Source organism: Roseibium algicola, from assembly GCF_001999245.1.
Lineage (GTDB): Bacteria > Pseudomonadota > Alphaproteobacteria > Rhizobiales > Stappiaceae > Roseibium > Roseibium algicola.
Map to the genome: position 1 here is coordinate 1,106,737 of NZ_CP019630.1, position 21,383 is coordinate 1,128,119.

20 protein-coding genes are annotated in these 21,383 nt (G+C 58.9%); 15 read left to right on the forward strand and 5 right to left on the reverse strand.

Annotated features, from left to right (window positions below; genetic code table 11):
- The first annotated feature begins 98 nt into the window (after window positions 1–98).
- The 7 genes from B0E33_RS05185 to B0E33_RS05215 all read left to right on the forward strand — a co-directional run bounded on the left by B0E33_RS05185 (window position 99) and on the right by B0E33_RS05215 (window position 7,865).
- Window positions 99–737 (forward strand): glutathione S-transferase family protein, encoded by a 639-nt coding sequence (locus B0E33_RS05185; protein WP_023001779.1) that lies wholly within the window; start codon window positions 99–101, stop codon window positions 735–737.
- 27 nt (window positions 738–764) lie between these two features.
- Complete coding sequence (locus B0E33_RS05190) at window positions 765–1,973, forward strand: acetyl-CoA C-acetyltransferase (RefSeq protein ID WP_023001780.1); 1,209 nt, start codon at window positions 765–767, stop codon at window positions 1,971–1,973.
- Between the two features lie 2 nt (window positions 1,974–1,975).
- Window positions 1,976–2,359, forward strand: coding sequence for a cupin domain-containing protein (locus tag B0E33_RS05195; RefSeq protein WP_077290612.1), 384 nt, complete (start codon window positions 1,976–1,978; stop codon window positions 2,357–2,359).
- 18 nt (window positions 2,360–2,377) lie between these two features.
- A complete protein-coding gene (locus B0E33_RS05200) occupies window positions 2,378–4,588 on the forward strand; it encodes a 3-hydroxyacyl-CoA dehydrogenase NAD-binding domain-containing protein (protein ID WP_075281412.1) in 2,211 nt (736 codons plus the stop codon).
- Between the two features lie 149 nt (window positions 4,589–4,737).
- A complete protein-coding gene (locus B0E33_RS05205; RefSeq protein WP_077290613.1) occupies window positions 4,738–5,859 on the forward strand; it encodes an AraC family transcriptional regulator in 1,122 nt (373 codons plus the stop codon).
- A gap of 560 nt (window positions 5,860–6,419) precedes the next feature.
- The gene (locus tag B0E33_RS05210) at window positions 6,420–6,695 is read left to right on the forward strand and encodes a DUF6460 domain-containing protein (RefSeq protein WP_031269649.1); all 276 of its coding nucleotides are present in this window, start codon (window positions 6,420–6,422) and stop codon (window positions 6,693–6,695) included.
- A gap of 123 nt (window positions 6,696–6,818) precedes the next feature.
- Window positions 6,819–7,865: a hypothetical protein gene (locus B0E33_RS05215; RefSeq protein ID WP_077290614.1), complete on the forward strand. Its 1,047-nt coding sequence runs from the start codon at window positions 6,819–6,821 to the stop codon at window positions 7,863–7,865.
- An 11-nt stretch (window positions 7,866–7,876) separates the two neighbouring features.
- Here the strand turns inward: B0E33_RS05215 and B0E33_RS05220 are convergent, their stop codons facing one another.
- A complete protein-coding gene (locus B0E33_RS05220; protein WP_077290615.1) occupies window positions 7,877–8,824 on the reverse strand; it encodes a histone deacetylase family protein in 948 nt (315 codons plus the stop codon).
- A 182-nt stretch (window positions 8,825–9,006) separates the two neighbouring features.
- Between B0E33_RS05220 and B0E33_RS05225 the strand changes: the two genes are divergently transcribed.
- On the forward strand, window positions 9,007–10,359 hold the full coding sequence (locus tag B0E33_RS05225; protein WP_077290616.1) for an MATE family efflux transporter: 1,353 nt from the start codon (window positions 9,007–9,009) through the stop codon (window positions 10,357–10,359).
- Window positions 10,360–10,371: 12 nt separating this feature from the next.
- On the opposite strand, the gene B0E33_RS05230 is transcribed toward B0E33_RS05225, so the two are convergent.
- Both B0E33_RS05230 and B0E33_RS05235 read right to left on the reverse strand, forming a co-directional pair.
- The gene (locus B0E33_RS05230) at window positions 10,372–11,466 is read right to left on the reverse strand and encodes a quinone-dependent dihydroorotate dehydrogenase (RefSeq protein WP_077290617.1); all 1,095 of its coding nucleotides are present in this window, start codon (window positions 11,464–11,466) and stop codon (window positions 10,372–10,374) included.
- On the reverse strand, window positions 11,463–11,807 hold the full coding sequence (locus tag B0E33_RS05235) for a DUF952 domain-containing protein (RefSeq protein ID WP_167579493.1): 345 nt from the start codon (window positions 11,805–11,807) through the stop codon (window positions 11,463–11,465). The genes B0E33_RS05230 and B0E33_RS05235 overlap by 4 nt, the downstream gene beginning before the upstream one ends.
- 152 nt (window positions 11,808–11,959) lie before the next feature.
- On the opposite strand from B0E33_RS05235, the gene B0E33_RS05240 reads away from it, so the two are divergent.
- From B0E33_RS05240 to B0E33_RS05255, 4 genes are all read left to right on the forward strand, one after another.
- On the forward strand, window positions 11,960–12,643 hold the full coding sequence (locus B0E33_RS05240; protein ID WP_077290619.1) for a S24 family peptidase: 684 nt from the start codon (window positions 11,960–11,962) through the stop codon (window positions 12,641–12,643).
- Between the two features lie 18 nt (window positions 12,644–12,661).
- A complete protein-coding gene (locus tag B0E33_RS05245) occupies window positions 12,662–13,603 on the forward strand; it encodes a thermonuclease family protein (RefSeq protein ID WP_077290620.1) in 942 nt (313 codons plus the stop codon).
- Window positions 13,604–13,830: 227 nt separating this feature from the next.
- Window positions 13,831–15,807, forward strand: coding sequence for a methyl-accepting chemotaxis protein (locus tag B0E33_RS05250; RefSeq protein WP_077290621.1), 1,977 nt, complete (start codon window positions 13,831–13,833; stop codon window positions 15,805–15,807).
- Between the two features lie 225 nt (window positions 15,808–16,032).
- Window positions 16,033–16,836, forward strand: coding sequence for a pyrroline-5-carboxylate reductase family protein (locus tag B0E33_RS05255; RefSeq protein WP_077290622.1), 804 nt, complete (start codon window positions 16,033–16,035; stop codon window positions 16,834–16,836).
- Between the two features lie 82 nt (window positions 16,837–16,918).
- Here B0E33_RS05255 and B0E33_RS05260 read toward each other — a convergent pair whose 3' ends face one another.
- Entirely contained in the window at window positions 16,919–18,577 is a 1,659-nt protein-coding gene (locus tag B0E33_RS05260; protein ID WP_075281420.1) for a lysine--tRNA ligase, read from the reverse strand.
- A 322-nt stretch (window positions 18,578–18,899) separates the two neighbouring features.
- Between B0E33_RS05260 and B0E33_RS05265 the strand changes: the two genes are divergently transcribed.
- The 3 genes from B0E33_RS05265 to B0E33_RS05275 all read left to right on the forward strand — a co-directional run bounded on the left by B0E33_RS05265 (window position 18,900) and on the right by B0E33_RS05275 (window position 20,946).
- Entirely contained in the window at window positions 18,900–19,313 is a 414-nt protein-coding gene (locus B0E33_RS05265; protein ID WP_023001795.1) for a tellurite resistance TerB family protein, read from the forward strand.
- Window positions 19,314–19,331: 18 nt separating this feature from the next.
- Window positions 19,332–20,432 carry an alpha/beta hydrolase family protein gene (locus B0E33_RS05270; RefSeq protein WP_077290623.1) on the forward strand — a complete coding sequence of 367 codons (1,101 nt, stop codon included), beginning with the start codon at window positions 19,332–19,334 and terminating at the stop codon, window positions 20,430–20,432.
- A 109-nt stretch (window positions 20,433–20,541) separates the two neighbouring features.
- Window positions 20,542–20,946, forward strand: a complete 405-nt coding sequence (locus tag B0E33_RS05275) for a hypothetical protein (protein ID WP_077290624.1) — start codon at window positions 20,542–20,544, stop codon at window positions 20,944–20,946.
- Between the two features lie 13 nt (window positions 20,947–20,959).
- On the opposite strand, the gene apaG is transcribed toward B0E33_RS05275, so the two are convergent.
- Window positions 20,960–21,361 carry a Co2+/Mg2+ efflux facilitator ApaG/CorD gene (apaG, locus tag B0E33_RS05280; RefSeq protein ID WP_023001798.1) on the reverse strand — a complete coding sequence of 134 codons (402 nt, stop codon included), beginning with the start codon at window positions 21,359–21,361 and terminating at the stop codon, window positions 20,960–20,962.
- Between the last annotated feature and the right edge of the window lie 22 nt (window positions 21,362–21,383).

Genomic DNA, 21,383 nt, shown 5'->3' on the forward strand with positions numbered 1-21,383 from the left:
CGGGGACCAGCTCGCTGATGGCGGAAATTTGAGCCCGCAAATCGAAACCGGCGGCTATAGTCGCGTTCCAATTTGATTTGCGAGGGGAATTTCAAGTTATGGCTGAATACGTTCTTCACTGCATGGCCCAGTCGGGACACTCCTACAAGGTGGCCCTGATGCTGGAGCTGTGCGGCGCCGACTGGAAGCCGGAGTGGGTCGACTTCTTCAACGGGGCCACCCGAACCGAAGAATTCCGGGACACGCTGAACGAGATGGGTGAAGTGCCGGTGCTTGTGCATGGTGACGACATCCTGACCCAGTCCGCCGTCATCATGGACGACCTGTCCGAGAAGTTCGGCGCCTTTGGCTGGGAAAACGATGAAGAGCGGCGGGAAATCCTGCGCTGGACGATTTTCGACAACCAGAAGGTTTCCGGCTTGCTCGGCCCGCTGCGCTTCCTGCGCACGCTGATGAAGACCGGCGAGACGGACGTGGTCAAATGGCTCGACGGGCGGTCGAAATCCGCCCTCGCCATCCTGGACAAGCATTTCGCGAAGAATGACTTCGCCATCGGCAAGAAGCCGACAAGCGCGGATTTCTCGCTGTGCAGCTACCTCTTTTACGAAGGTGAGCTCGGGATTGATCTCGAGGCTTATCCGAATGTCACCAAGTGGCTGGGGCGGATCAAGGCTCTGCCCGGCTGGAAACATCCTTACGACCTCATGCCCGGCCATCCCTTGCCGGATAAGACCTGAGGCCAATCCGATCTAGAGGAGGATCTGATGCCCGAAGCCTATATCTACGACCACGTGCGCACGCCGCGCGGACGCGGCAAGAAGGACGGTTCGCTGCACGAAGTGCCCGCCGTCCGGCTTGCGGCCACCGCGCTGGAAGCGATCCGTGACCGGAACGGTCTCGACACGACGCGGGTGGACGACGTCGTCCTGGGTTGTGTCGACCCGGTCGGGGAAGCCGGAGGCGACATTGCCCGTGCGGCGGTGTTTGCGGCCGGTTACGACAAGTCGGTTCCGGGCATGCAGATCAATCGCTTCTGCGCCTCCGGTCTCGACGCGGTCAACATGGCTTCGGCCCAGGTCATGGCAGGCCAGCACAAGCTGGTAATCGCCGGCGGCGTGGAAAGCATGAGCCGTGTCGGCCTTGGCGCTTCCGGCGGTGCCTGGCCGATTGAGCCGCAGGTGGCCATCCCCTCTTATTTCATGCCCCAGGGCGTCTCGGCTGATCTGATTGCCACCAAATACGGTTTTTCGCGCGATGATTGCGATGCCTATGCGGTGGAAAGCCAGAAGCGCGCCGGCAAATCCTGGGAAGATGGCCGGTTCTCCGGATCCGTCGTGCCGGTGAAGGACGTCAACGGCATCACCATTCTTGACCGGGACGAGCACATGCGGCCGGAAACCGACATGCAGTCGCTCGCCTCGCTCAACCCCTCCTTCGAAATGATGGGCAACATGGGCGGTTTCGATGCGGTCGGCATCCAGGCCCATCCGGAAATCGAAAAGATCACCCATGTGCACCACGCCGGCAACTCCTCCGGCATTGTCGATGGAGCTGCCGCCGTTCTGATCGGTTCCAGCACAGCAGGCCGTTCCTCCGGCCTGAAGCCGCGTGCCCGCATCAAGGCTTTCGCCAATATCGGTTCCGAACCGGCCCTGATGTTGACCGGCCCGGTGGATGTTACCGAAAAGCTTCTGAAAAACGCCAAGATGGACATCAAGGACATTGATCTCATCGAGATCAACGAAGCCTTTGCCTCCGTCGTCCTGCGTTACCAGCAAGCCTTCGATCTTGATCCGGCAACGGTCAACGTCAACGGCGGTGCGATTGCCATGGGCCATCCTCTCGGCGCCACCGGCGCCATGATCCTTGGCACCGTGCTCGACGAACTGGAACGCCGCGATCTCAACACCGCCCTCGTCACGCTGTGCATCGGCGCGGGCATGGGAACAGCGACCATCATCGAGCGGGTCTGATCATGATCAGCAACATCGACAGGGAATTCGCCCAGATCACTGACTACTGGTCGCCGCGTGTGGTGGCCGACGTCAACGACCAGAGCGTCAAGCTTGCGAAGCTGAAAGGCGAGTTCGTCTGGCACGACCACCAGGACGAGGACGAGCTCTTCTTCATCATCAAGGGCAGCCTCACCATCCGCTACCGCGACCGGGACGATGTCGTCCTGAACGCCGGCGACATGCACGTCGTGCCCAATGGCGTCGAGCACAATCCGCTCGCAGAAGACGAATGCTGGGTGATGCTGTTCGAACCCGCAGAGACCAAACACACTGGCGACGTTGTCGTCGACGGCACGAAGACGGCTGCGCAACAGCGCGCCCATCTGCAGTCGACCGGCGCCTGACCCGAGGAGGACCATCAAATGAGCTACAAGAATTTCACCGTTGAAACCGATGAGGACGGTTTTGCCCTGATCACCTGGGACATGCCGGAAAAATCGATGAACGTCATCGATCTGTCGGTCATGGACGAGCTGGATGCGATTGTCGACCAGGTGGCAAGTGACGACGCCATCAAGGGGGCCGTGATCACGTCCGGCAAGTCCGCCTTTTCCGGTGGTGCCGACCTGACCATGCTGGAAGGGCTTCTGAAGGACTTCCACATCAAGCGCGGTAACGACGCGGAAGCTGCGGCCAAGGCTCTGTTCGAAGGATCGCGCAAGCTGTCTCAGGTCTACCGCAAGCTGGAAACCTGCGGCAAACCCTTCGTCGCCGCCGTTGCCGGCACCTGCATGGGCGGCGGTACCGAACTGGCGCTGGCCTGTCATGGCCGCGTCGTTGACGAAGGCCTGAAAATGGGTCTGCCGGAAGTCAAGGTAGGCCTCTTTCCGGGCGCCGGCGGCACCCAGCGTGTCATGCGCATGACGGACGGACAGCAGGGCATGCAGTTCCTGCTCCAGGGCCGCACCCTGCGGGCACCCCAGGCCAAACAGATGAAACTGGTGGATGAAGTCGCCCCGACCAAGAAACTGGTCGCCGCCGCCAAGAAGATGCTGAAGGCAGGCCTCGACCCGGTCAAGGACTGGGACAAGAAGGGTTACAAGCTGCCAAACGGCAAGGTCTATTCCCCTGCCGGTTTCCAGTTCTGGCCGGCTGCCAATGCGATCTACCGCCGCGAGACCTATGACAACTATCCGGGTGCCCGCTACCTGCTGCGCTCCGTCGTCGAAGGTCTGCAGCTGCCGATGGATCTCGCGCTTCAGGTGGAAAGCCGCTACTTCGCCAAGGTGCTGCAGGCCCCGGAAGCCGCCAACATGATCCGCTCGCTGTTCGTCTCCATGCAGGAGCTGAACAAGCTGGCCCGCCGCCCGGTGGATCAGCGTCCAAACAAGATCCGCAAGATCGGCATTCTCGGCGCAGGCTTCATGGGTGCAGGCATTGCCTATGTTACGGCACAGGCGGGCATCGACGTCGTCCTGATCGACCGCGACCAGGAAGCCGCCGACAAGGGCAAGGCTCATTCCGAAGAGTTGATCACCAAGGCGATCAAGCGTGGACGGGCGAGCGAGGAGCAGAAGGAAAAGCTGCTGTCGAAGATCACCGCCACCGTCGATTATGAAGCCCTAGCAGATTGCGATCTGGTGATCGAAGCCGTCTTCGAAGATCGCGATATCAAGAAGGCGGTGACAGAGAAGGCCGAGGCGGTGATGAAGTCTCGTGCCATCTATGCTTCCAACACCTCGACCCTGCCGATCACCTCCCTGGCGCAGGCGTCCAAGCGGCCGAAGAACTTCATCGGCATCCACTTCTTCTCGCCCGTCGACAAGATGATGCTGGTGGAAGTGATCCTCGGCAAGCGCACCTCCGACCGCGCGCTTGCCATGGCGCTCGACTATATCAAGGCCATCAAGAAGACCCCGATCGTCGTCAATGACAGCCGCGGCTTCTATACCTCGCGTGTCGTCATGACCTATATCCGCGAAGGTCTGATGATGCTGGCGGACGGCGTTCCGGCGGCCATGATCGAGAATGCGGGCAAGATGGCCGGCATGCCGGTCGGACCGCTGTCGCTTGGCGATGAAGTGGCGCTGGATCTTGCCTGGAAGATCGTTTCCGCCACCCGCAAGGACCTCGGCGTCAAATATGTCGAAGGCCCACTCGACAACATCCTGGAAGAGATGGTGGTGAAGCAGGAGCGTTTCGGCCGCAAGAACGGCAAGGGCTTCTACGACTACAAGGGCAAGGACAAGAGCCTGTGGCCCGGCATTCCGGAAGTCACCGGCCAGCCGAAACCCGCAGAGAGCTTCAACATCGAAGAACTCAAGCAGCGTCTCCTGGTGATGCAGGCGCTCGAAACCGCCCGCATCTTCGAGGAAAAGTGCCTGACGGACGTGCGTGAAGCCGATGTCGGCTCCATCCTTGGCTTCGGCTTCGCACCCTATACCGGCGGTACGCTCAGCTATATCGACATGATGGGCACGCCGGCCTTTGTCGACTTGTGCAAGAAGTTCACCCGCAAGTGGGGACCGCGCTTCAAGCCGAACAAGCTGCTGAAGGACATGGCCAAGGAAAACGAAACGTTCTACGGCAAATTCCCGCCGAAAGCCGAAGCCAAGGTCAAGGACGCAGCCTGATCGACAACCGATGCCGCTTCCGAACGGGAGCGGCATCACCCTATCGCATTCGCCAGCAATTGTTAGCATTTCACGACAAAACTTGATCCGGCGTGACTTGTCATGCACAGTTCTGCTTGGAATTAAGCATGGGCAGGCTGGAGATACGAATGCCGCTAGATGGCGAATGGGCGCGCTCGGATGTCTTCCGCGTTCTGCGCGACATTTGTTCGAACGCCAATCTGGACTGGCCTCAAATGGCCAGGGACTATGAATTCGATCTCGCCAGCCTGGACGACCCGCAAGGTACCGTGCCGATAGCCGCCTGGCATGCCGTTTTTGAACATATCGCCAATGTCCTGGGCGATGACGCCGTCATGTTCGATCTGTTCAACACGATCGACATCGGCTGCTTCTCAATCTTCGACTATCTGTTTGCCTGCGCTCCGTCACTTCGGGAGGCCTGTCAGGCCTGGGCGAAGTTCAGTCCGATCAGAACCAATGCCTATCGGGTGATTTTCGAGGAAGACGAAACCGGCGGCTTCGTGGAATGGCCTATCCTTGAAGGACGCGGTGAATGGCGACAGAACGTGTTCGGACGCATCGGCTGGGCGACCCAGCAGATTGAACATGCACTCGACATGAAAGCGCCGCCAATCCTTATCGAGCTCGCGACCTCACAACCAAATTGCACGTCCAATTTTCAGAAGAAATATCAGGGCCGCATCAAGTTCGGCGCGACCCGCAACAGGATTTCGTTTCCGAAAACGTTGCTCTCCCGCCCGCTCCGGCGCCACGACGCCCACCTTTACGAGATCATCCTGACGTCTGCGAATTCGGAACTGGAAAGGTTCGGCCAGTTTGAATCTCCGCTGTCGCGCATTGCCAATGAAGTTTCCGCCAGTCTGTCGACCGGGACATGCACCCTGCCGCTCATTTCAGCGAAACTTGGCATGTCGCAGAGGGCGGTGCAGAGGCTTCTGGAAAAGGAAGGCACCAGCTTCCGTCAGCTAAGCGAGGAAGTTCGGCGTTCCGCAGCCGAACGATATCTTCTGGGAACGGACCTTCCGATGAAGGAGATCGCCTATCTCCTCGGCTTTTCGGAACTGAGCACCTTTTCGCGCGCCGTGAAGACATGGTTTGGCGTCTCCCCCAAGAAGGTTCGGGATGCCCCCCGCTCCAGATCTCCTGCTGCTGCTAATTCCACGACGGGGCGCAAGCAATCGCTGCAGCGCCCCAGGGTCACGGTGGCGACGCCCTCCGCTGTTCGGCAATCCGCTGCCACAAAATGATTTCGTCTCCAGCCTCTGACAGGGCTTGGTCACCGCGAAGCTGTGATGGCTTGAGAATTGCGGCACGGCGGTTACGGGCTTGTCACCACCGTGCCAGAGATCATTCTTGTTGCCGGCGGTTCCGTCGAGAACACTCGACTAAACCCGCCAATACCGCTATCGGCTGCTCTTTCATTTGCATGAAGAACAGGACGGGTCGATGGCGGCTGGCCCATCCTGCAGTGTGCGCGCCTTTTTTGCCGGTTCAGCACTTGTGCCGGTCCGGCGGCTGTCTTTCACCGCAGGTAGAGGAAGGCAGACCGTCGCGGTTGTGGGTGGCCGCAAACAATCTAGATGCACATTCCTGAAAGTTTAATACGCCAGCAGGGCCGCTGCGTCTTTGGCAGGAAGCGAACAGAACTTTACGAATTACGACACCAAACTTAATTAATAAGAAATTTTACAAACGGCCTTCGCACGAGCTGGAGTTGCCGCCGTGCTTGCCAGGCCTCATTGTAATCGACACCGAATATTCCTAACTTCTGGCCAGGAATACTAGCAACGTCATGCAGGAGACACATATGTCCGACACCGGCCTGAGCCGATTTCTGGGAGGTTCACCAGCCCAGGTGCTTTTGCGGCTTGTGTTCCTGTCCTTCGTTGTCGGCATTATCCTGTCCGCGCTGAACCTCGACCCGCTCGACCTGATCACCATGTCGATCGATTTTGTCGAACGCCTGTGGAACATGGGTTTCAACGCCCTTGGACGCCTGGGCAAGTATCTGGTTATCGGTGCAATGGTGGTTGTCCCGATCTGGCTGGTTACTCGCATTCTGGCCATGGGTCGAAACCGCTAGTCCCGGCAGAGGACTGCGTTTGTCACTTAAGGCAAGCACGCAACCCTTGCGGGAAATTAACCCTTTCTTAATCATAATTAACTGAAACTGGCGGAACCTCCCCGAGCCTTAAGGGGCCCTTGCATGTCCGCCATCGCAACATCGAAATTTGCTGCCTCCTACCAGGCCTACGCCCGCGCGGGTTCTGGTGCGGGCAATCGCTCAGGTTCGCTTGCTGCCGCACAAACGCTCACCACGTTTCTGGGGGCCAACGGTTCGGCCGACGACGAGGACAAGGCAAAATCCCTCTTCGAAACCTACAAGGATTCTGTTGAGCTCAGCGACGGCCTCGCCCGCTCGGTAGAGAACAACAAGGATGCGATGCGCAGGCAAAAGATCGAGATGGTCCAGAAGCGCATCGAACGGCTCAAGGAAATGCTGCGGTTCGCAACGCCGGAGCAGGCCAAGCGTCTGCTCAAGGAGCTGAAACAGATCTCCAAGGAGTTCAAGTCCGCCTCCCAGGACCTCAAGTCGGCAGGTCAGGGCTTGAGCGGTGGAGGCGTCGGCACGGGTGTTCTTTCAGGTGCTTCAAACATCGCCGCCACAGCAGATATCATAACCAGTGCCGGGACGCAGGTTAATGCAACCTCCGCATTGGTCGAGACTGTGTCTGCAGCAGCGAGCAGTCCCGAGACACAAATTCCGGTATCCGGATCTGAAACGGGTGACGCGACTTCGGGACCGGAGAGCCAGGCGACGGGTCAGGCTCAGACCGGAGCGGAGCAGGATGGTTCTTCCGCAGGCGCACAGGATCCGGACAGCTGGCGGGAAGACCTGAAAGCGGCTGTCCTGACCTACACAAAACAGCAACAGGAAACGAACAAGGCAATCGCCGCAAGCCGCAGGTCCGGGCTGCAGGGCGACAAGGAAGTCCTCGCCAAGATGGCTGAGGACATCAAATCTCTTGCCCAACAGATAGAACGCCTGCTCAAGCGCGATGAGCGCGACACAAAAAAAGATCTGAAAGACGTCCGTGCAGATCTCAAGGACGGCGTCAAGGCACTGAGGACCTCAGACTTCAGCGCGCAGCCAGACCCAGCTTCCACCGCGAGCCCTGCGGGTACGGACGGGGTTTCGACCGCAACCGGTTCGACATCGGTCTCCCTGCAGGTGTCCGATATCCTGGTGTGAACCGGCTGGCTTTAGCCGGCCACCTGTTCATTGGCGGCGACCATAGTGAAATCCTCAGCCATAACGGCCTTGGCTGTTCGATGCAGTGTCACATGGCGATCGGCCAATTCGTCGATATCCGTCGAATAGCCTCCGCCCAGAACGCCCGCCAGCGGCACGCCCGCCTTTCGCACCGTTTCGATGACATAGCGGTCACGCCTGCAAAGACCGTCGCGTGACAGCGACAGTCTGCCGAGACGATCACCGGCATAGGGATCGACACCGGCATTGAAGAAAACGATGTCCCAGGGCCCCTGGCGCAGCAGGTCAGGCAGAACCTCTTCCAGAACAGCAAGATAGACTTCGTCACTCGTCCCATCGGCAAGACCTATATCGAGATGGGAGGGGACCTTTCGCACGGGGTAGTTCTTTTCCGAGTGAAGCGAGAAAGTGAAGACATCCGGGTCGCCCTGAAAGATGTCCGCGGTTCCGTCTCCCTGATGCACGTCCAGGTCGACCACCAGCGCCTTACGGATGGCGCCGTCCGCCTGCAACACCTTGATGGCAACTGCGACGTCGTTGAAGACGCAGAACCCGGCTCCGTGTGCACGCCGGGCATGATGACTGCCGCCGGCGGTGTTGCAGGCAATGCCGTGTTCCAACGCCAGATATCCCGTCAACACGGTCCCACCCGTTGCACAGCGTGCCCGCAGGGCGATGTCCTCGCGCATCGGAAAACCGATTTCCCGCGCCACCTTTTCCGGCACCCGGGCATTGAAGACCTGATCCACATAGGCCGGCTCATGTGCGAGTGCGACCCACTCGAAGGGGGCGGGACGAGGCCTGAAAAAGGCGTTGTCGCCGAGAAGCCCTTCCTGCCGTATCAACTCGGCGACGGCACGGAACTTGTCCATCGGGAACCGGTGATTGGCGGGAAGATCGGCGCAGTAGGCCGGATGGTGAACGATAGGCAGGGTCATCTGTGCGCAATATAAGGCACGCCGGCGCTACGGGCACCCCTTTGAACGACACAGCAGATCCGAATTTTACGGCTCAGTGCAAATTCGGCAGCCATGTCCGTGAATACCCGGTATGTGCCGAAATGAATTGACGTGCCGAGGCAAGGCAGACATGAAGGTCTTCCTCTCGAAGCGAGCCATCGATGTCCCAACTTTCAGCAACCGGCGAGCGGCCGAAACTGGCGTTTGCGGTTACCCACCGCACTGTTCTTGCCATCGCCATTCCGATGACACTCGCCTATCTGTCGACGCCCCTGCTCGGCATCGTCGACATGGCCGTGATCGGCCGCCTTGGTGACCCGGCTCTGCTTGGCGGGATTGCCATAGGCGGGATCATCTTCGACCTGGTGTTCACGACCTTCAACTTCTTGAGGTCCGGGACGACAGGCCTGACAGCCCAGGCTTTCGGTGCCCAGAACGAAGAAGAAGTCAGGGCAACACTGCTGCGCGCCTTCGTGATTGCGGCCATCGGCGGGCTCCTGGTCATCTTCTTGCAAGCTCCCTTGCGGGAAATCGGGCTCTGGTTCCTGGGAGGCAGTGCGGATGTGCAGGCCGCAACGAGCCGCTACTTTGACATCCGCGTCTATAGTGCCCCTTTTCTCCTTGCAAACTATGCCATGCTCGGCTGGTTCATCGGCCTCGGGCGTGCGGGAACAGGGCTGGTGCTTCAGCTCGTTCTGAACGGGCTCAACATCGGCCTCAGTGTCTGGTTCGTCATCGGTTTCGGCTGGAGCGTGGAAGGTGTCGCGCTGGCAACTGTCCTGAGTGAAATCGCGGCAACGGCACTGGGCGTCTGCCTGGTCGTCTTCACCACCGGCAAGACGTCCTGGCCGGCTTTTCAGGTGATTTTCGACCGCCGCCTGCTGGTGCGCATGATGGCCGTCAACCGGGACATCATGATCCGCTCCTTCACCCTTCTCTTCGCCTTCGCGTTTTTCACGGCGCGTTCGGCAGACCAGGGTGACACCGTATTGGCCGCAAACGCTTTGCTTGAGAAGTTCATCATGCTGGCTGCGTTCTTTCTGGATGGTCTGGCAACTGCGGCGGAACAGCTTGCGGGCCGCGCGGTCGGCGCAAGATACCGGCCCGCCTTCGACCGCGCATTGAAACTGACAGCACTGTGGAGCTTCGCCCTGGCGGGGATCCTGTCGACGCTGTTCTGGTTTTTCGGGCAGTACATGATCGATTTCATGACAACGGCAGAAGATGTCCGTCAGGTAACGTCGACCTATCTTGTGTGGGCGATACTGACCCCGGTCTTCGGCGTGCTGGCATTCCAGATGGACGGGGTCTTTATCGGCGCTACGTGGTCATCGACCATGCGCAACATGATGCTGTTGTCGCTCGTCGTTTACCTGGCTGCCTATTACCTTCTGTTTCCTATCCTGGGGAACCACGGTCTTTGGCTCGCCTTCCTGTTGTTCTTCGGAACGCGTGGCCTGACATTGCTGGCCGCCTGCAGAAAGCGGGCAGCCGAGACGTTCGGCAACGCATAAGAACAGCTGTATCTAGGCCGTTTCCGATGCCCAAGCATCGACATTGGCATCCCGCGCGTCGCGCAGCGACGCAATCCCGTGCTGGTCCAGTTTTGCAGAAAGGCCGCTCAGGATCTCGTCAATCAGCCCCGCGCCCTTGAACACAAGGGCAGAATAGAGCTGCAACAGGTCCGCCCCCGCCGTGATCTTGGTCCAGGCGGTTTCCGCACTGTCGATACCGCCGACACCGATGATCGGCAGGTCCGGTCCGGCCAGTTTGCGTGCGCGCGCCAGCATGATGGTCGATTTCCGGAACAGGGGCTTGCCCGACAAGCCTCCGGTTTCCTGTGCCGGCCCCTTGCCGATCAGGCCGTCTCGTCCGATCGTCGTGTTGGAGACGATCAGGCCGTCGACGCTCTTGGCGAGCACTTCCACGACGATATCCTGCAGGTCCTCATCAGCAACGTCCGGCGCGATCTTCAAGAGCACAGGAACCTTGCGCCCAAACGTCTGCGTGCATTCGTCCCGCGCCGTGATCACGGCGGTCAGCAGATCGGCAAGTGCGGACCGGGCCTGCAGGTCGCGCAGTCCCGGTGTGTTGGGTGAAGAAATGTTGACGGTAAAATAAGACGCCAAGTCGGCGAATGCGGTGATGCCGGCGACGTAGTCGGCAATCCGGTCGGTTGCGTCCTTGTTGGCACCAACATTGATGCCGACAATTCCTGTCAACCGCCGGCGGGCTTCAAGCCGCTGGCGCAAGGCTGCGTGGCCTTCGTTGTTGAATCCATAGCGGTTGATCACGCCTTCGTCTGCGGGCAAGCGGAACACCCTCGGCCGCGGATTGCCGGGTTGCGGCTTCGGGGTAACCGACCCTGCCTCGGTATATCCGAACCCCAGCTTCAGCAGCGCATCGGGCACTTCGCCGTTCTTGTCGAACCCTGCAGCCATTCCGAGCGGATTGGGAAAGGTCAGATCCCAGAGCTTCACTGCAAGGCGCGGGTCAGACACCTTCCGGCGCGGCGGCATCAGACCGGATTTCAAAGCCACAACAGTCGCACGGTGCGCGGTTTCGGCGTCCAGGCACTGCAGGCCTCTCAGCGCAACGTTTTCAAGGAAAGGCGGTATCATTGATCCAGCTCCGGAAAGTCATGTGACCCGTCCGGTGAAAGCGGCAGTTCCTTCACCCAGAGTGCGACCTTCGGGTCCAGCGAGCCATAGAGATGGGGAAACAGGGCCCCGCCCCGGGAAGTTTCCCATTTCAACAAGTCGCCAAACCCATCAGCATCAAAGGCGGCCAGCAACAGACCCTGATGGCCCGCGAAATGCTTTGCAGCGGTTTCCCGGACCTGATCCTCGGCGGAAAAATGAATGAAGCCGTCCTGAAGGTCCACCGGCGCGCCCTTGAAGACGCCTTGGTCGGTTGCCTCCTGCCACATGGATTTCGGGACGATCTTGAAAATCAGGGTCATCTGTCTGCCTTGCCTCTTGCCGGGGATGGCATGGCAGGCAAAGGCCCGGCGCATGCTCAGCCGGTCGGGACACTACTCATCCGAACCGTAGCGAACAAGCGGCACAAGGGACTCCAGCCTGTTTCTTTTGAATTTTGGTCGGGAAAACCCATATGAGCGAAAGGTATTTATTCCTGTCGCGTCAATACGGAGAAACGGCAGCCGTGCTCTCACATGAAAAGGTCTGGGCGGCCATTGATGCCCTCGCCTCGCAGAACGGGCTTTCGCCGTCCGGCCTGGCTCGGCGTGCCGGACTGGATCCGACCGCTTTCAACCCGTCGAAACGCGTTGCGGGCGACGGACGCCCACGGTGGCCATCGACAGAGTCGCTTGCCAAGGTGCTGGCCGCCACCGGCGAAGCCTTGAACACGTTTGCCGCCAGAGTTGAAACCCCGGGCGGGCCAAACGACGCTGCGCCAGCTTTGGTGCCCCTTGCAGGGTTTGATGCTGCCTCGGACCGAAATGCCTTCGACAGTGCCGGCCGGCCAGCCGGCGCGACGTGGCAAAGTCTCAGCTTTCCCCAAATCGGCGCTGCGTTTGCGCTGCAGGTCAGCACCGAAGACTTCCATCCCCTTTACAGAAACGGCGATATCGTCGTGGTTGCTCCCGGCGCGCCCCTTCGCACCGGTGACAGGCTTGCCATCAAGCTCAACAGTGGCCGGTTGTCGCTTTACACGTTGCAGGAGACAGGCGACGAAGACCTGGCGGTTTGCACAATCGGGGACAATTCACAGTCAGTGCGCTTTCAGCACTCGGCAATCGAGTGGACAGCCCGTATTATCTGGGCGAGCCAATAACCTGCGAGCACACATTTGATGAAGCTTCGGCCTCTCATAACGCCAGCAATCGTGCTGACCACCGCAGGTGGTCTGCTCGCCTGGCTGCTCCTGGCAGACCCGCCGTCCGTACAGGACGAGCCGGTAGCGGCAGGCAGCATCACCAGCACCGCCGAGGAAACAAGCGAGCCGGCAGAGACGCCCGAGCCCGCTCCGCAATCGTCCCCTCCCCAAGCCCAGACGCAGAAACCTGCACAGACACAAAGTGAACCCGTCGTCGTTGCCGCTGCGCCTTTGCCGAACGACATTCGCAACGTTTCGCCGGAGGGGGTATCGGCACCGCAGGTACAAGGTGACCTCAAACGTATCGAACCTTCCAAACGCTACCTGGAACTGAAGGATCCGCCGATTGAACCGGTTCCGGACGGCCCACTGGAGCTGATGCGCGTGCAGGTTCTCGACGGCGGACGCATCAAGTCGGACCGGTTGACAGTAACGCTTGCCCATATCGTTCCGCTGAAATCGGACGAAACCTGTGTTTCCCGTCTCGGTGGCACCTGGCCCTGCGGCGCAAGGGCGCGCACTTTCCTGAGAGGACTGGTGCGGCAATTGAAGGTGGTATGCGAAAAGATCGAGGAGACCGGGCCGAAACAGATTCTGGCAACCTGCACCCGCGGATCGATGGACCTCAGCAAGCGTCTTGTCCGCTATGGCTGGGCGGATCCGGCGCCGGACGCACCTGCCGATTTCATGGAACTTGCCGAAAAGGCCAGAGACAGAAAAGTCGGCAAGTGGCAATCGGAATGGCTGACCGAGTTGCCGACGAGCGAACTGGAAACAGAAGTGCCGTCTGCCTTGCCAGGCCTTGAGGAACTTGCCCCGGAAATCGTCGAATGGAGCCTGAGGACTGAACCGGAACAGCCGGGGCACGGTCAACCGGCAATCGAGGATTACCCGCAAGTAGAACGGCCGGTGCAGTAGGGCTGGAGCGGCACCGCTTCGCGTTGAAGCAAGCCTTTGTTTCTCCTCCTCAACCGACCGCCTCTCACTGCTGCTGAAAAATCCTTGCGAGCGCCTCGAAGCAGCTCATACCTTCGGCGAATAGGGTTAATACATAGACAAATCAATCAGTACAATTAGTTCAATATTTACGCCCTTAAGGGAAAGTGGCTCAAACATTATCAGTCCGTGACGAGGACCAAAGAAATATGAGCACATCTGCCCCCAAGAACACTGTCGAAACTGACAATATCGCAAAATATATCAAGTTCATGTCCAGTTCCGGAAGCAATACAGCTTCTGCGCAGACGGCTTGGAACACCCTTCAAAAACACCTTCCGGCCATTCTGGATCGCTTCTACGTAGAGCTCCTTTCGCAAGAAGAGCTGCGCCAGAAAATGGGAACGCATGAGAAGAACACCGTTCCTCTCAAAAACGCGCAAACCAAACACTGGGAATACATCTTCAATCACGACCCGGACCTGGAGTTCATCGGACAGGCTGCGCGTATCGGTCAGGCTCACGTAAAGATCGGGCTGAAGGCCGAATGGCTGATGTCCGCGTTTGGACGGCTGTTGAACGAAATCCTTCCCGTCATCGTCAAGAAGCACCGGTTCTCGCAAAAGGCCATGATTGCCGAGATGCAGGCCGTGGTGACACGGTTCTTTCTGGACATGATCCTTGCACAACGCGCGTTCGAAACGGAACAGCGCCGCATTGAAGACGCTGAAATGCGGGATACGATCGGTCTGGAGAACCTGCGCACGACCGCGAACACCATCAGCGAGCTGAACGAAATCGTGATGTCGATGGCGTTGTTGTCGCGCAATACCCAGGAAGCCAACGCGAACGGCCAGTCGATTTCCGCCGCGGCGGACCAGCTTGTCGCCTCCATCGGCCAGATTTCCGAAAACAGCGAAGGCGCGGCCAACGAAGCCGTTCAAACAAACAACGCCGCCAAGGATGGCTTGGACAAGATGTCGGCCGTGTCGAGTGCTATCGGCGATATTTCCTCAACGTCCCGGCAAACCGCGCAGAGCCTGTCAGACCTCAGCGAAGCTGCATCGCAGATCGGCGAATTCCTATCGGTCATTCAATCCATCGCAGACCAGACCAATCTTCTGGCGCTGAATGCCACCATTGAAGCCGCCCGTGCAGGGGAAGCCGGCAAAGGCTTTGCCGTCGTTGCTTCGGAAGTCAAAACCCTCGCCTCGCAGACCGGCAAGGCGACGGAAGACATCGCGCAGCGGATCGAAGCACTGACCGCGGGCATGGAAACAATCCAGACAGCCATCCAGAGCTCCGAAGGCGCCATCCAGAATGGCGAGGATGCCATTGCGGCCGCCAACGAACTGATGCAATCCATCGACGGGATGGTTGGCAATGTCTCCGAACGGGTTACCCAGATAACGGGCATCCTGCACCAGCAGAAAGAAGCCAGCCACGAAATCGCTCGCAATGTCGCCAATGTCGCTGAATCGAACCGGAATACGGATCAGCAACTCGGGGCCATGCAGCGCGTTCTGAAGCAGAGCAACGACAGTTTCAGCGGAGCAGCGAAAAACTTCTTTGATGCCAATTCTGACAAGTCCTTGCTGGAAATGGCTCGGATCGACCACGTTCTGTTCAAGAAACGTGTCGTCGATACGGTGACCGGCCACGACGACTGGGCGACTTCCGGCATGCCCGACCATCATCATTGCCGTCTTGGCAAATGGTACGACTCGATCAAGAACGAGAAGATCAAATCACATCCAGCGTTCCGCAACCTGATCGCTCCTCATAAGGCGGTTCACGAAGCGGGTCACCGGGCGCTGCATGCCACTGAACAAGGCAATTCCACGGAAGCTTTCGCGGCACTCGTTGACCTGGACAAGGCCAGCAAGGAAGTTCTCAAGGGCCTTACAGTTCTTGCCGCCGCCATGGAAACCGATCTGGCGGATGCAGAACCCCGCAAGTCGCCAAGACAGGACGTCGGCAAGAAGGCCGAAGTTCTGCTAGACGGGGGAGCCCAGACAGTTGAGCTGGAAAACGTGTCCGTGACCGGTGTCGGCTTGAAGGGCATAAGGGATGCCAAGGCAGGCAAGACCGTTTGCATCCGATGCGATGGCACGGAGCGCCTTGGCCATATCATCTGGGTGGATGGCACCAGGGCAGGCGTCCAGTTCTTCGACGAAAACAAATGATCTTCGCGGGAAACGCCTGCAGACAACCCTGATAAGGTGCCCATGGGCACCTTTTCCAGCTTTATCGCCATGCACGTTTGAATGAACGGCTGCTACAGCCATTCACACCACTGGATGCAGGCAGACCTGCTGACAGACCTCTGCTTAATTGCGATCCGCCGGTTTCTTATTTGCCCTGATTGGTATTAGGCTTCGGACTTCGGAAGTCCCGGATCTGGAGTTTTCATGACTGGAGAAATCAAGGTCGGCATTGTTGGTGGAACCGGGCAACTCGGCAGCGCCATCGCAACGGCTTGGCTGGAAAGCGGCTGTGTCAAACCTCTCCAGCTCTGGATATCCAATCGATCCGGAACGGCCGCAGGCTTCGAAAGCTGGCCGGAGATCACCTTCACCGCATCCAATCAGCTTCTGGCTGACACCTGTGATGTCATCCTTCTGTCCGTTCCGCCAGCGCTTGTCGAAACGGTCAGCATTTCGGCGCCCGGCAAACTGGTCCTCTCGGTCATGGCGGGTGTCTCGCGTGAGAGGCTCAAAGCCCTCACAGGCTCGGAAAAGGTCGTTCGTGCCATGTCGAGCCCCGCGGCGGGCAAGCAGCTGGCCTACTCCCCATGGTGTGCGGCTTCGTCGCTTTCGCAGGAAGACAGGGACCTCGTCCAGTCGTTGTTGTCGACCTGCGGGCCGAGTGATGAAGTCCAGGACGAACAGCAGATCGAGGTCTTCACCGCCATAACCGGTCCGGTACCGGGATTTGCGGCCTTCTTCGCCGACTGCATTGTTGACTATGCAAGGTCAAACGGTGTCGACAGGCACATTGCCGAGCGCGCTGCAAAACAGCTGATCCTGTCGGCAGGGCAAATCATGGCCGGAGACACCAGATCTCCGGCGGAACATGTTCAGGAGATGGTCGACTACGCAGGAACGACTGCCGCCGGTCTCGTCAAGCTGAAGGAACTGGGTGTTTCGGATCTGATCAGTGAAGGGCTGGACGCCAGTACGGAGCGCGTCAGAACGATTGCCGGCAAAGACTGATACCGCGCTTCTTCCGCCGGAGAGCACAGCTGGAAACAAAAAAAGCGGCGCTGATGCGCCGCTTTTTCCTGAAGTCTGATCATCAGGCTGTCAGTTCGCCAGCCAGTGCCTTGCGGATCATCTCACGCGTTTCGGCAATGCCGTAAAGAGCAACGAAAGACCCGAAACGCGGTCCCTTTTCCTGCCCGAGCAGAAGCTGGTAAAGCGCAGAGAACCAGACGACGGACACGCCAGGACCACCATCGGGACCCTTTTTGGACGGGTCCTGATAACGCTCGATGGACCGGGCGACGTCCAGCACGGCATCCTGGATGGCACCGCCATCCGCACCGGCCGGCAGGGCGGCCAGTGTTTCGTCCAGTTTTTCCAGCGCAGTGCGCTCGACATCGTCCGGCACCTTGAACGACTTGGTTGGTTTGACGAAATCGTCGAAGTAGCGGATCGCATAGCCGACAAGCGCATCCAGTTCCGGATGGGTCGACGCCGTCACGCCCGGAGCGTAGCGGGAGATGAACGCCCACAGCACGTCCTTGTTTTCCGCGTTGGAGGCGGACACAAGGTTCAGCAGCATGGCAAAGGGCACCGGCATGTCGATCTTCGGAATGTTGCCCGAATGGATGTGCCAGACCGGGTTCTGAAGCTTCTGCTCCACCGGCATCTGCTCGTACTTCTGGACGAAGGTGTAATATTCGTCGACCGCCTTCGGAATGACGTCGAAATAGAGCTTCTTGGCCGTCTTCGGCTTCTGGAAATTGTAGAGCGCAAGGCTCTCCGGTGCAGCGTAGGTCAACCACTCGTCAATGGTCAGACCGTTGCCCTTGGACTTGGAGATCTTCTCGCCCTTTTCGTCCAGGAACAGTTCGTAGACGAAGTGTTCCGGAGCGGTCCCGCCCAGGATGTTGCAGATCTTGTCGTAGATCGGCGCATTGGTCATATGATCCTTGCCGAACATCTCGAAATCGACGTCAAGCGCAGCCCAGCGCATGCCGAAGTCGGGCTTCCACTGCAGCTTCACCTTGCCGCCGGTGACCGGCAGCGTGATGTCCTCGCCCGTCTCGTCCGCAAAGGTGATGGTGCCGTCCTTCGAATTGACGTCCTTCATGGGCACATAGAGCACGCGGCCGGACGTCGGCGAGATCGGCAGGAAGGGCGAATAGGTCGCCTGACGTTCCGCGCCGAGCGTCGGCAGCATCACGTCCATGATCTTCTGGTACTTCTCGGTCGCCCGGATCAGCACGTCATCGAACTTGCCGGCCTTGTAGTATTCGGTCGCGCTGGCGAATTCATAATCGAAACCGAAGGTATCCAGGAACCGGCGCAGCATGGCGTTGTTGTGCTCTGCAAAGCTTTCATAGTCGCCGCCGAAGGGGTTCGGCACCGCCGTCAGAGGCATCTGCAGATATGGCTCAAGCGCTGCGCGGTCCGGCACGTTTTCCGGGATCTTGCGCATGCCGTCCATGTCGTCGGAGAAGCACAGCAACCGCGTCGGGATCTTGTCTTCGGTCAGCAGCCGAAACGCCGTGCGCACCATGGTGGTGCGCAGAACTTCGCCGAAGGTGCCGATGTGCGGCAGGCCGGACGGGCCATAGCCCGTTTCGAACAGAACCGGTTTGTCCGTCCCCCGTTTCTCGATCCGTTTGACCAGTTTTCGCGCTTCTTCGAACGGCCACGCTTTCGATTTCGTGGCCGCCTCGACAAACTCTTGCGAAAGGTCAAGCGGAGGCAGGGATTGATCGGTCATTTTTCAAGTCGTTCTGTTCATGAGAATGGATGGAATGCAACCCGGTCGGTTTTTTGACTTTTCGGCCGGTTGCTGCGGCGCGACACTAGATCAACGCGCCTCTATGTGCAATCACATGAACACAGCTAAGTTGACCGAAATCTCGGGCTTTGCGCACTCTTTCCGCCTGCGGACATATTGCGCCGGAAAAAAGCGGATAACTCCGGTCAATCGATTGTCTCGTAGCGGTGACTTGAAGCTTGTCTTCCAACCCGTTACATCGGGCGCACGATCAAGAAGAAATTTTCCGTCTTTTGGCGCTACGGGAGAATGAATAGTGTCTATGAACGAGCCGATCAGCGTACAGGAAGCCCTTATCTACGTGATGGTTATCGTCTCGGCGTCGGACAACCAGATGACCGACAACGAACTGGCCACCATCGGCGACATGATCAAGATGCTGCCCGTTTTCAATGGTTATGACGGCAACCGGATCATCCCGGCAGCCCAGCGCTGCGGCGACATCCTGCAGGAAGACAACGGCTTGCAGCTGGTGCTGGAGCTGGTTGGCGACGTCCTGCCGGCAAAGCTTTACGACACCGCATATGCGCTTGGGGTTGAAGTCGCGGCTGCCGATCTCCACGTCGAGAAGGAAGAATTGCGCATCCTTCAGCTTCTGCGCGACCGCTTCAAACTCGACAAACTCACCGTTGCCGCAATCGAGCGCGGTGCGATTGCCCGTCACCGGACCATCTGATCCTCTCGGAGCAGGTATTTGAAAGCAACGAAGGCCCTCGCCTGGGCCGGGGCGGTATCGATAGCCGTCCTGGCAGGTGTTTTCCTGATCTTCCAGGGCCTTCAGGATTTCGATCTTTCTGAATATGAAAGCCGGCCGATTGCCTTTTCCTTCGACGGACATTCCGTCGCCGGAACGTTGCATCTGCCCCACCTTCAAGATCCTGGGCACGTAAACCCGCCTCTGGTCCTGATCGTTCACGGGGACGGGCCAGCCGACCGCTATTCCGGCGGTGGGTACATGCCTCTCATCAGCCGTCTTCTGGACAGCGGTCTTGCCGTCTATTCCTGGGACAAGCCTGGCGTCGGCGAAAGCCAGGGCAACTGGCTGTCCTTTTCCATGGAAGAGCGAGCGCGCCTCGCGGCAACGGCCCTTGCGGCCGCAAAAGAACAGCCCGAATTGAAGACGTCTCCAGCCGGATTTCTCGGCTTTTCGCAGGCGGGGTGGGTTTTGCCCATTCTGGCGGAAGAGCCAGCGCAGGGCGATTTCTTCGTGATTGTCGGCGGAGCCGTCAACTGGCTGCGGCAGGCTGGGTATTATACCCGGCGCAGGCTGGAGCTTGCAGGTGCGGACAGCAAGACGATCGACAAGGCCCTCGCGCAGGACGCAAAAGACGGACAAAAGTTTCTAGACAGGAACTTTTCCTATCAGGACTATCTCGACAGCGGCATGGACAGGGTTCCGATGCCGGAAGATCGCTTCGCATTTGCGCGCCGGAATGCAGCTTCCGACTCCACCGCCTCCCTTGCCCATATCTCCTCTCCTGTTCTGACACTGCACGGAGCGGAGGACCTCAACGTGGATCCTCATTTCAATATCGGCATCTATCGAAAGATGCTGACGGACAACAATCCCGCCAACCGCTTCGTGATCGTCCCGGAAGCAACCCATGCGCTGTTGCGGGCGGAAGCCTTCAACTACCAGCTCGAGGGGCAAATGCCTTCCTGGTCGAAGGCCTTGTTCATGGTCCTGGGACGCCGTGCCTACGCACCGGGCGCACTGGACACCATAACAATCTGGATCAAGGAACAGGCCTCATCAGCAAACAGCCTTTCAACTTCACCAGATCGATCAAATTGAACCCTTTTTGTTTTCGGTCCTTCAATCCGCAGCACCTTATCACCGGAGCGGGGACAGCACGCTTGTGGGCTGCCGGGACCCTTGGGTCCTTCAGTGCGGAGACGGGGACATGAGCAATCAGGCAATCGGAGAGCGGACAAGTGTGCGCTATCCACTGAGGCGGCGCCGCCAGAGGCTGCGCGTAAAGCGCCCCATGCCTTATGCTGTCCGGTACGTGCAGGTTCGCACCGCTCCAAAGCAGGCGAACTGGGGCACGCGAATGATGATTGCCTTCGCAGGCTTTGTCTGCGGACTTGCAGCCGACGCGCTGGTGATGTTTGCCGAAGACCATTTCCATCTGGCAAAGAACCGGGATCCGGATCTTTTCGCATGGGTGCTCGGCACCGGCTTTGCCGGCCATATCCTCTATCTGATCTTCGGAATACTAGCGGTCACGTTGCTGACGGCCTTCAACCGCCGCAAGTGGATCTTGTGGCTGCTGATCGGCTTTGTCGGCGGGCTACTGAGTATCTGATCGGCTGATAGCCTCAATTCAGGCTGTGGATCGCATCCGGCAGATCGAGTGAAAACGCCGGAATGACGACGTCGAACATGGAGCCGTCCGGACGTTCCATCGAGTAGGACCCGGCCATGATGCCGCTGTCGGTCGAAAGCGGGCAGTGCGACGAATACTCATAGGTCTCGCCAGGCTCTATCACCGGCTGTTCGCCGACCACGCCCTCGCCGCTGACTTCTTCCTGGCGCCCTCTGGCATCGGTTATCTGCCAGTATCGCGTCTTCAGCTGCACCGGTTCGCTGCCACCGTTGTGGATCTCGACCATATACGCCCAGATATACTCGCTCTCTTCCGGACGCGATTCATCGTCCAGATAAAACGGCTCGACGGAGACTTCGATCCCTTGGGTGATGGCGGTGTAACTGCCAGACACGGCTTTTCCTTAATTTCAGAAC

Excerpts from the sequence above, each read along its gene's own strand:
- B0E33_RS05235 (WP_167579493.1), bottom strand. The coding sequence starts at position 11,807 with ATGACCCTGATTTTCAAGATCGTCCCGAAATCCATGTGGCAGGAGGCA.
- B0E33_RS05210 (WP_031269649.1), top strand. The coding sequence starts at position 6,420 with ATGTCCGACACCGGCCTGAGCCGATTTCTGGGAGGTTCACCAGCCCAG.
- B0E33_RS05185 (WP_023001779.1), top strand. The coding sequence starts at position 99 with ATGGCTGAATACGTTCTTCACTGCATGGCCCAGTCGGGACACTCCTAC.
- B0E33_RS05205 (WP_077290613.1), top strand. The coding sequence starts at position 4,738 with ATGCCGCTAGATGGCGAATGGGCGCGCTCGGATGTCTTCCGCGTTCTG.
- B0E33_RS05245 (WP_077290620.1), top strand. The coding sequence starts at position 12,662 with ATGAAGCTTCGGCCTCTCATAACGCCAGCAATCGTGCTGACCACCGCA.
- B0E33_RS05220 (WP_077290615.1), bottom strand. The coding sequence starts at position 8,824 with ATGACCCTGCCTATCGTTCACCATCCGGCCTACTGCGCCGATCTTCCC.
- B0E33_RS05215 (WP_077290614.1), top strand. The coding sequence starts at position 6,819 with ATGTCCGCCATCGCAACATCGAAATTTGCTGCCTCCTACCAGGCCTAC.
- B0E33_RS05250 (WP_077290621.1), top strand. The coding sequence starts at position 13,831 with ATGAGCACATCTGCCCCCAAGAACACTGTCGAAACTGACAATATCGCA.
- B0E33_RS05255 (WP_077290622.1), top strand. The coding sequence starts at position 16,033 with ATGACTGGAGAAATCAAGGTCGGCATTGTTGGTGGAACCGGGCAACTC.
- B0E33_RS05230 (WP_077290617.1), bottom strand. The coding sequence starts at position 11,466 with ATGATACCGCCTTTCCTTGAAAACGTTGCGCTGAGAGGCCTGCAGTGC.
- B0E33_RS05190 (WP_023001780.1), top strand. The coding sequence starts at position 765 with ATGCCCGAAGCCTATATCTACGACCACGTGCGCACGCCGCGCGGACGC.
- B0E33_RS05260 (WP_075281420.1), bottom strand. The coding sequence starts at position 18,577 with ATGACCGATCAATCCCTGCCTCCGCTTGACCTTTCGCAAGAGTTTGTC.
- B0E33_RS05240 (WP_077290619.1), top strand. The coding sequence starts at position 11,960 with ATGAGCGAAAGGTATTTATTCCTGTCGCGTCAATACGGAGAAACGGCA.
- B0E33_RS05275 (WP_077290624.1), top strand. The coding sequence starts at position 20,542 with ATGAGCAATCAGGCAATCGGAGAGCGGACAAGTGTGCGCTATCCACTG.
- B0E33_RS05200 (WP_075281412.1), top strand. The coding sequence starts at position 2,378 with ATGAGCTACAAGAATTTCACCGTTGAAACCGATGAGGACGGTTTTGCC.
- B0E33_RS05225 (WP_077290616.1), top strand. The coding sequence starts at position 9,007 with ATGTCCCAACTTTCAGCAACCGGCGAGCGGCCGAAACTGGCGTTTGCG.
- B0E33_RS05265 (WP_023001795.1), top strand. The coding sequence starts at position 18,900 with ATGAACGAGCCGATCAGCGTACAGGAAGCCCTTATCTACGTGATGGTT.
- B0E33_RS05195 (WP_077290612.1), top strand. The coding sequence starts at position 1,976 with ATGATCAGCAACATCGACAGGGAATTCGCCCAGATCACTGACTACTGG.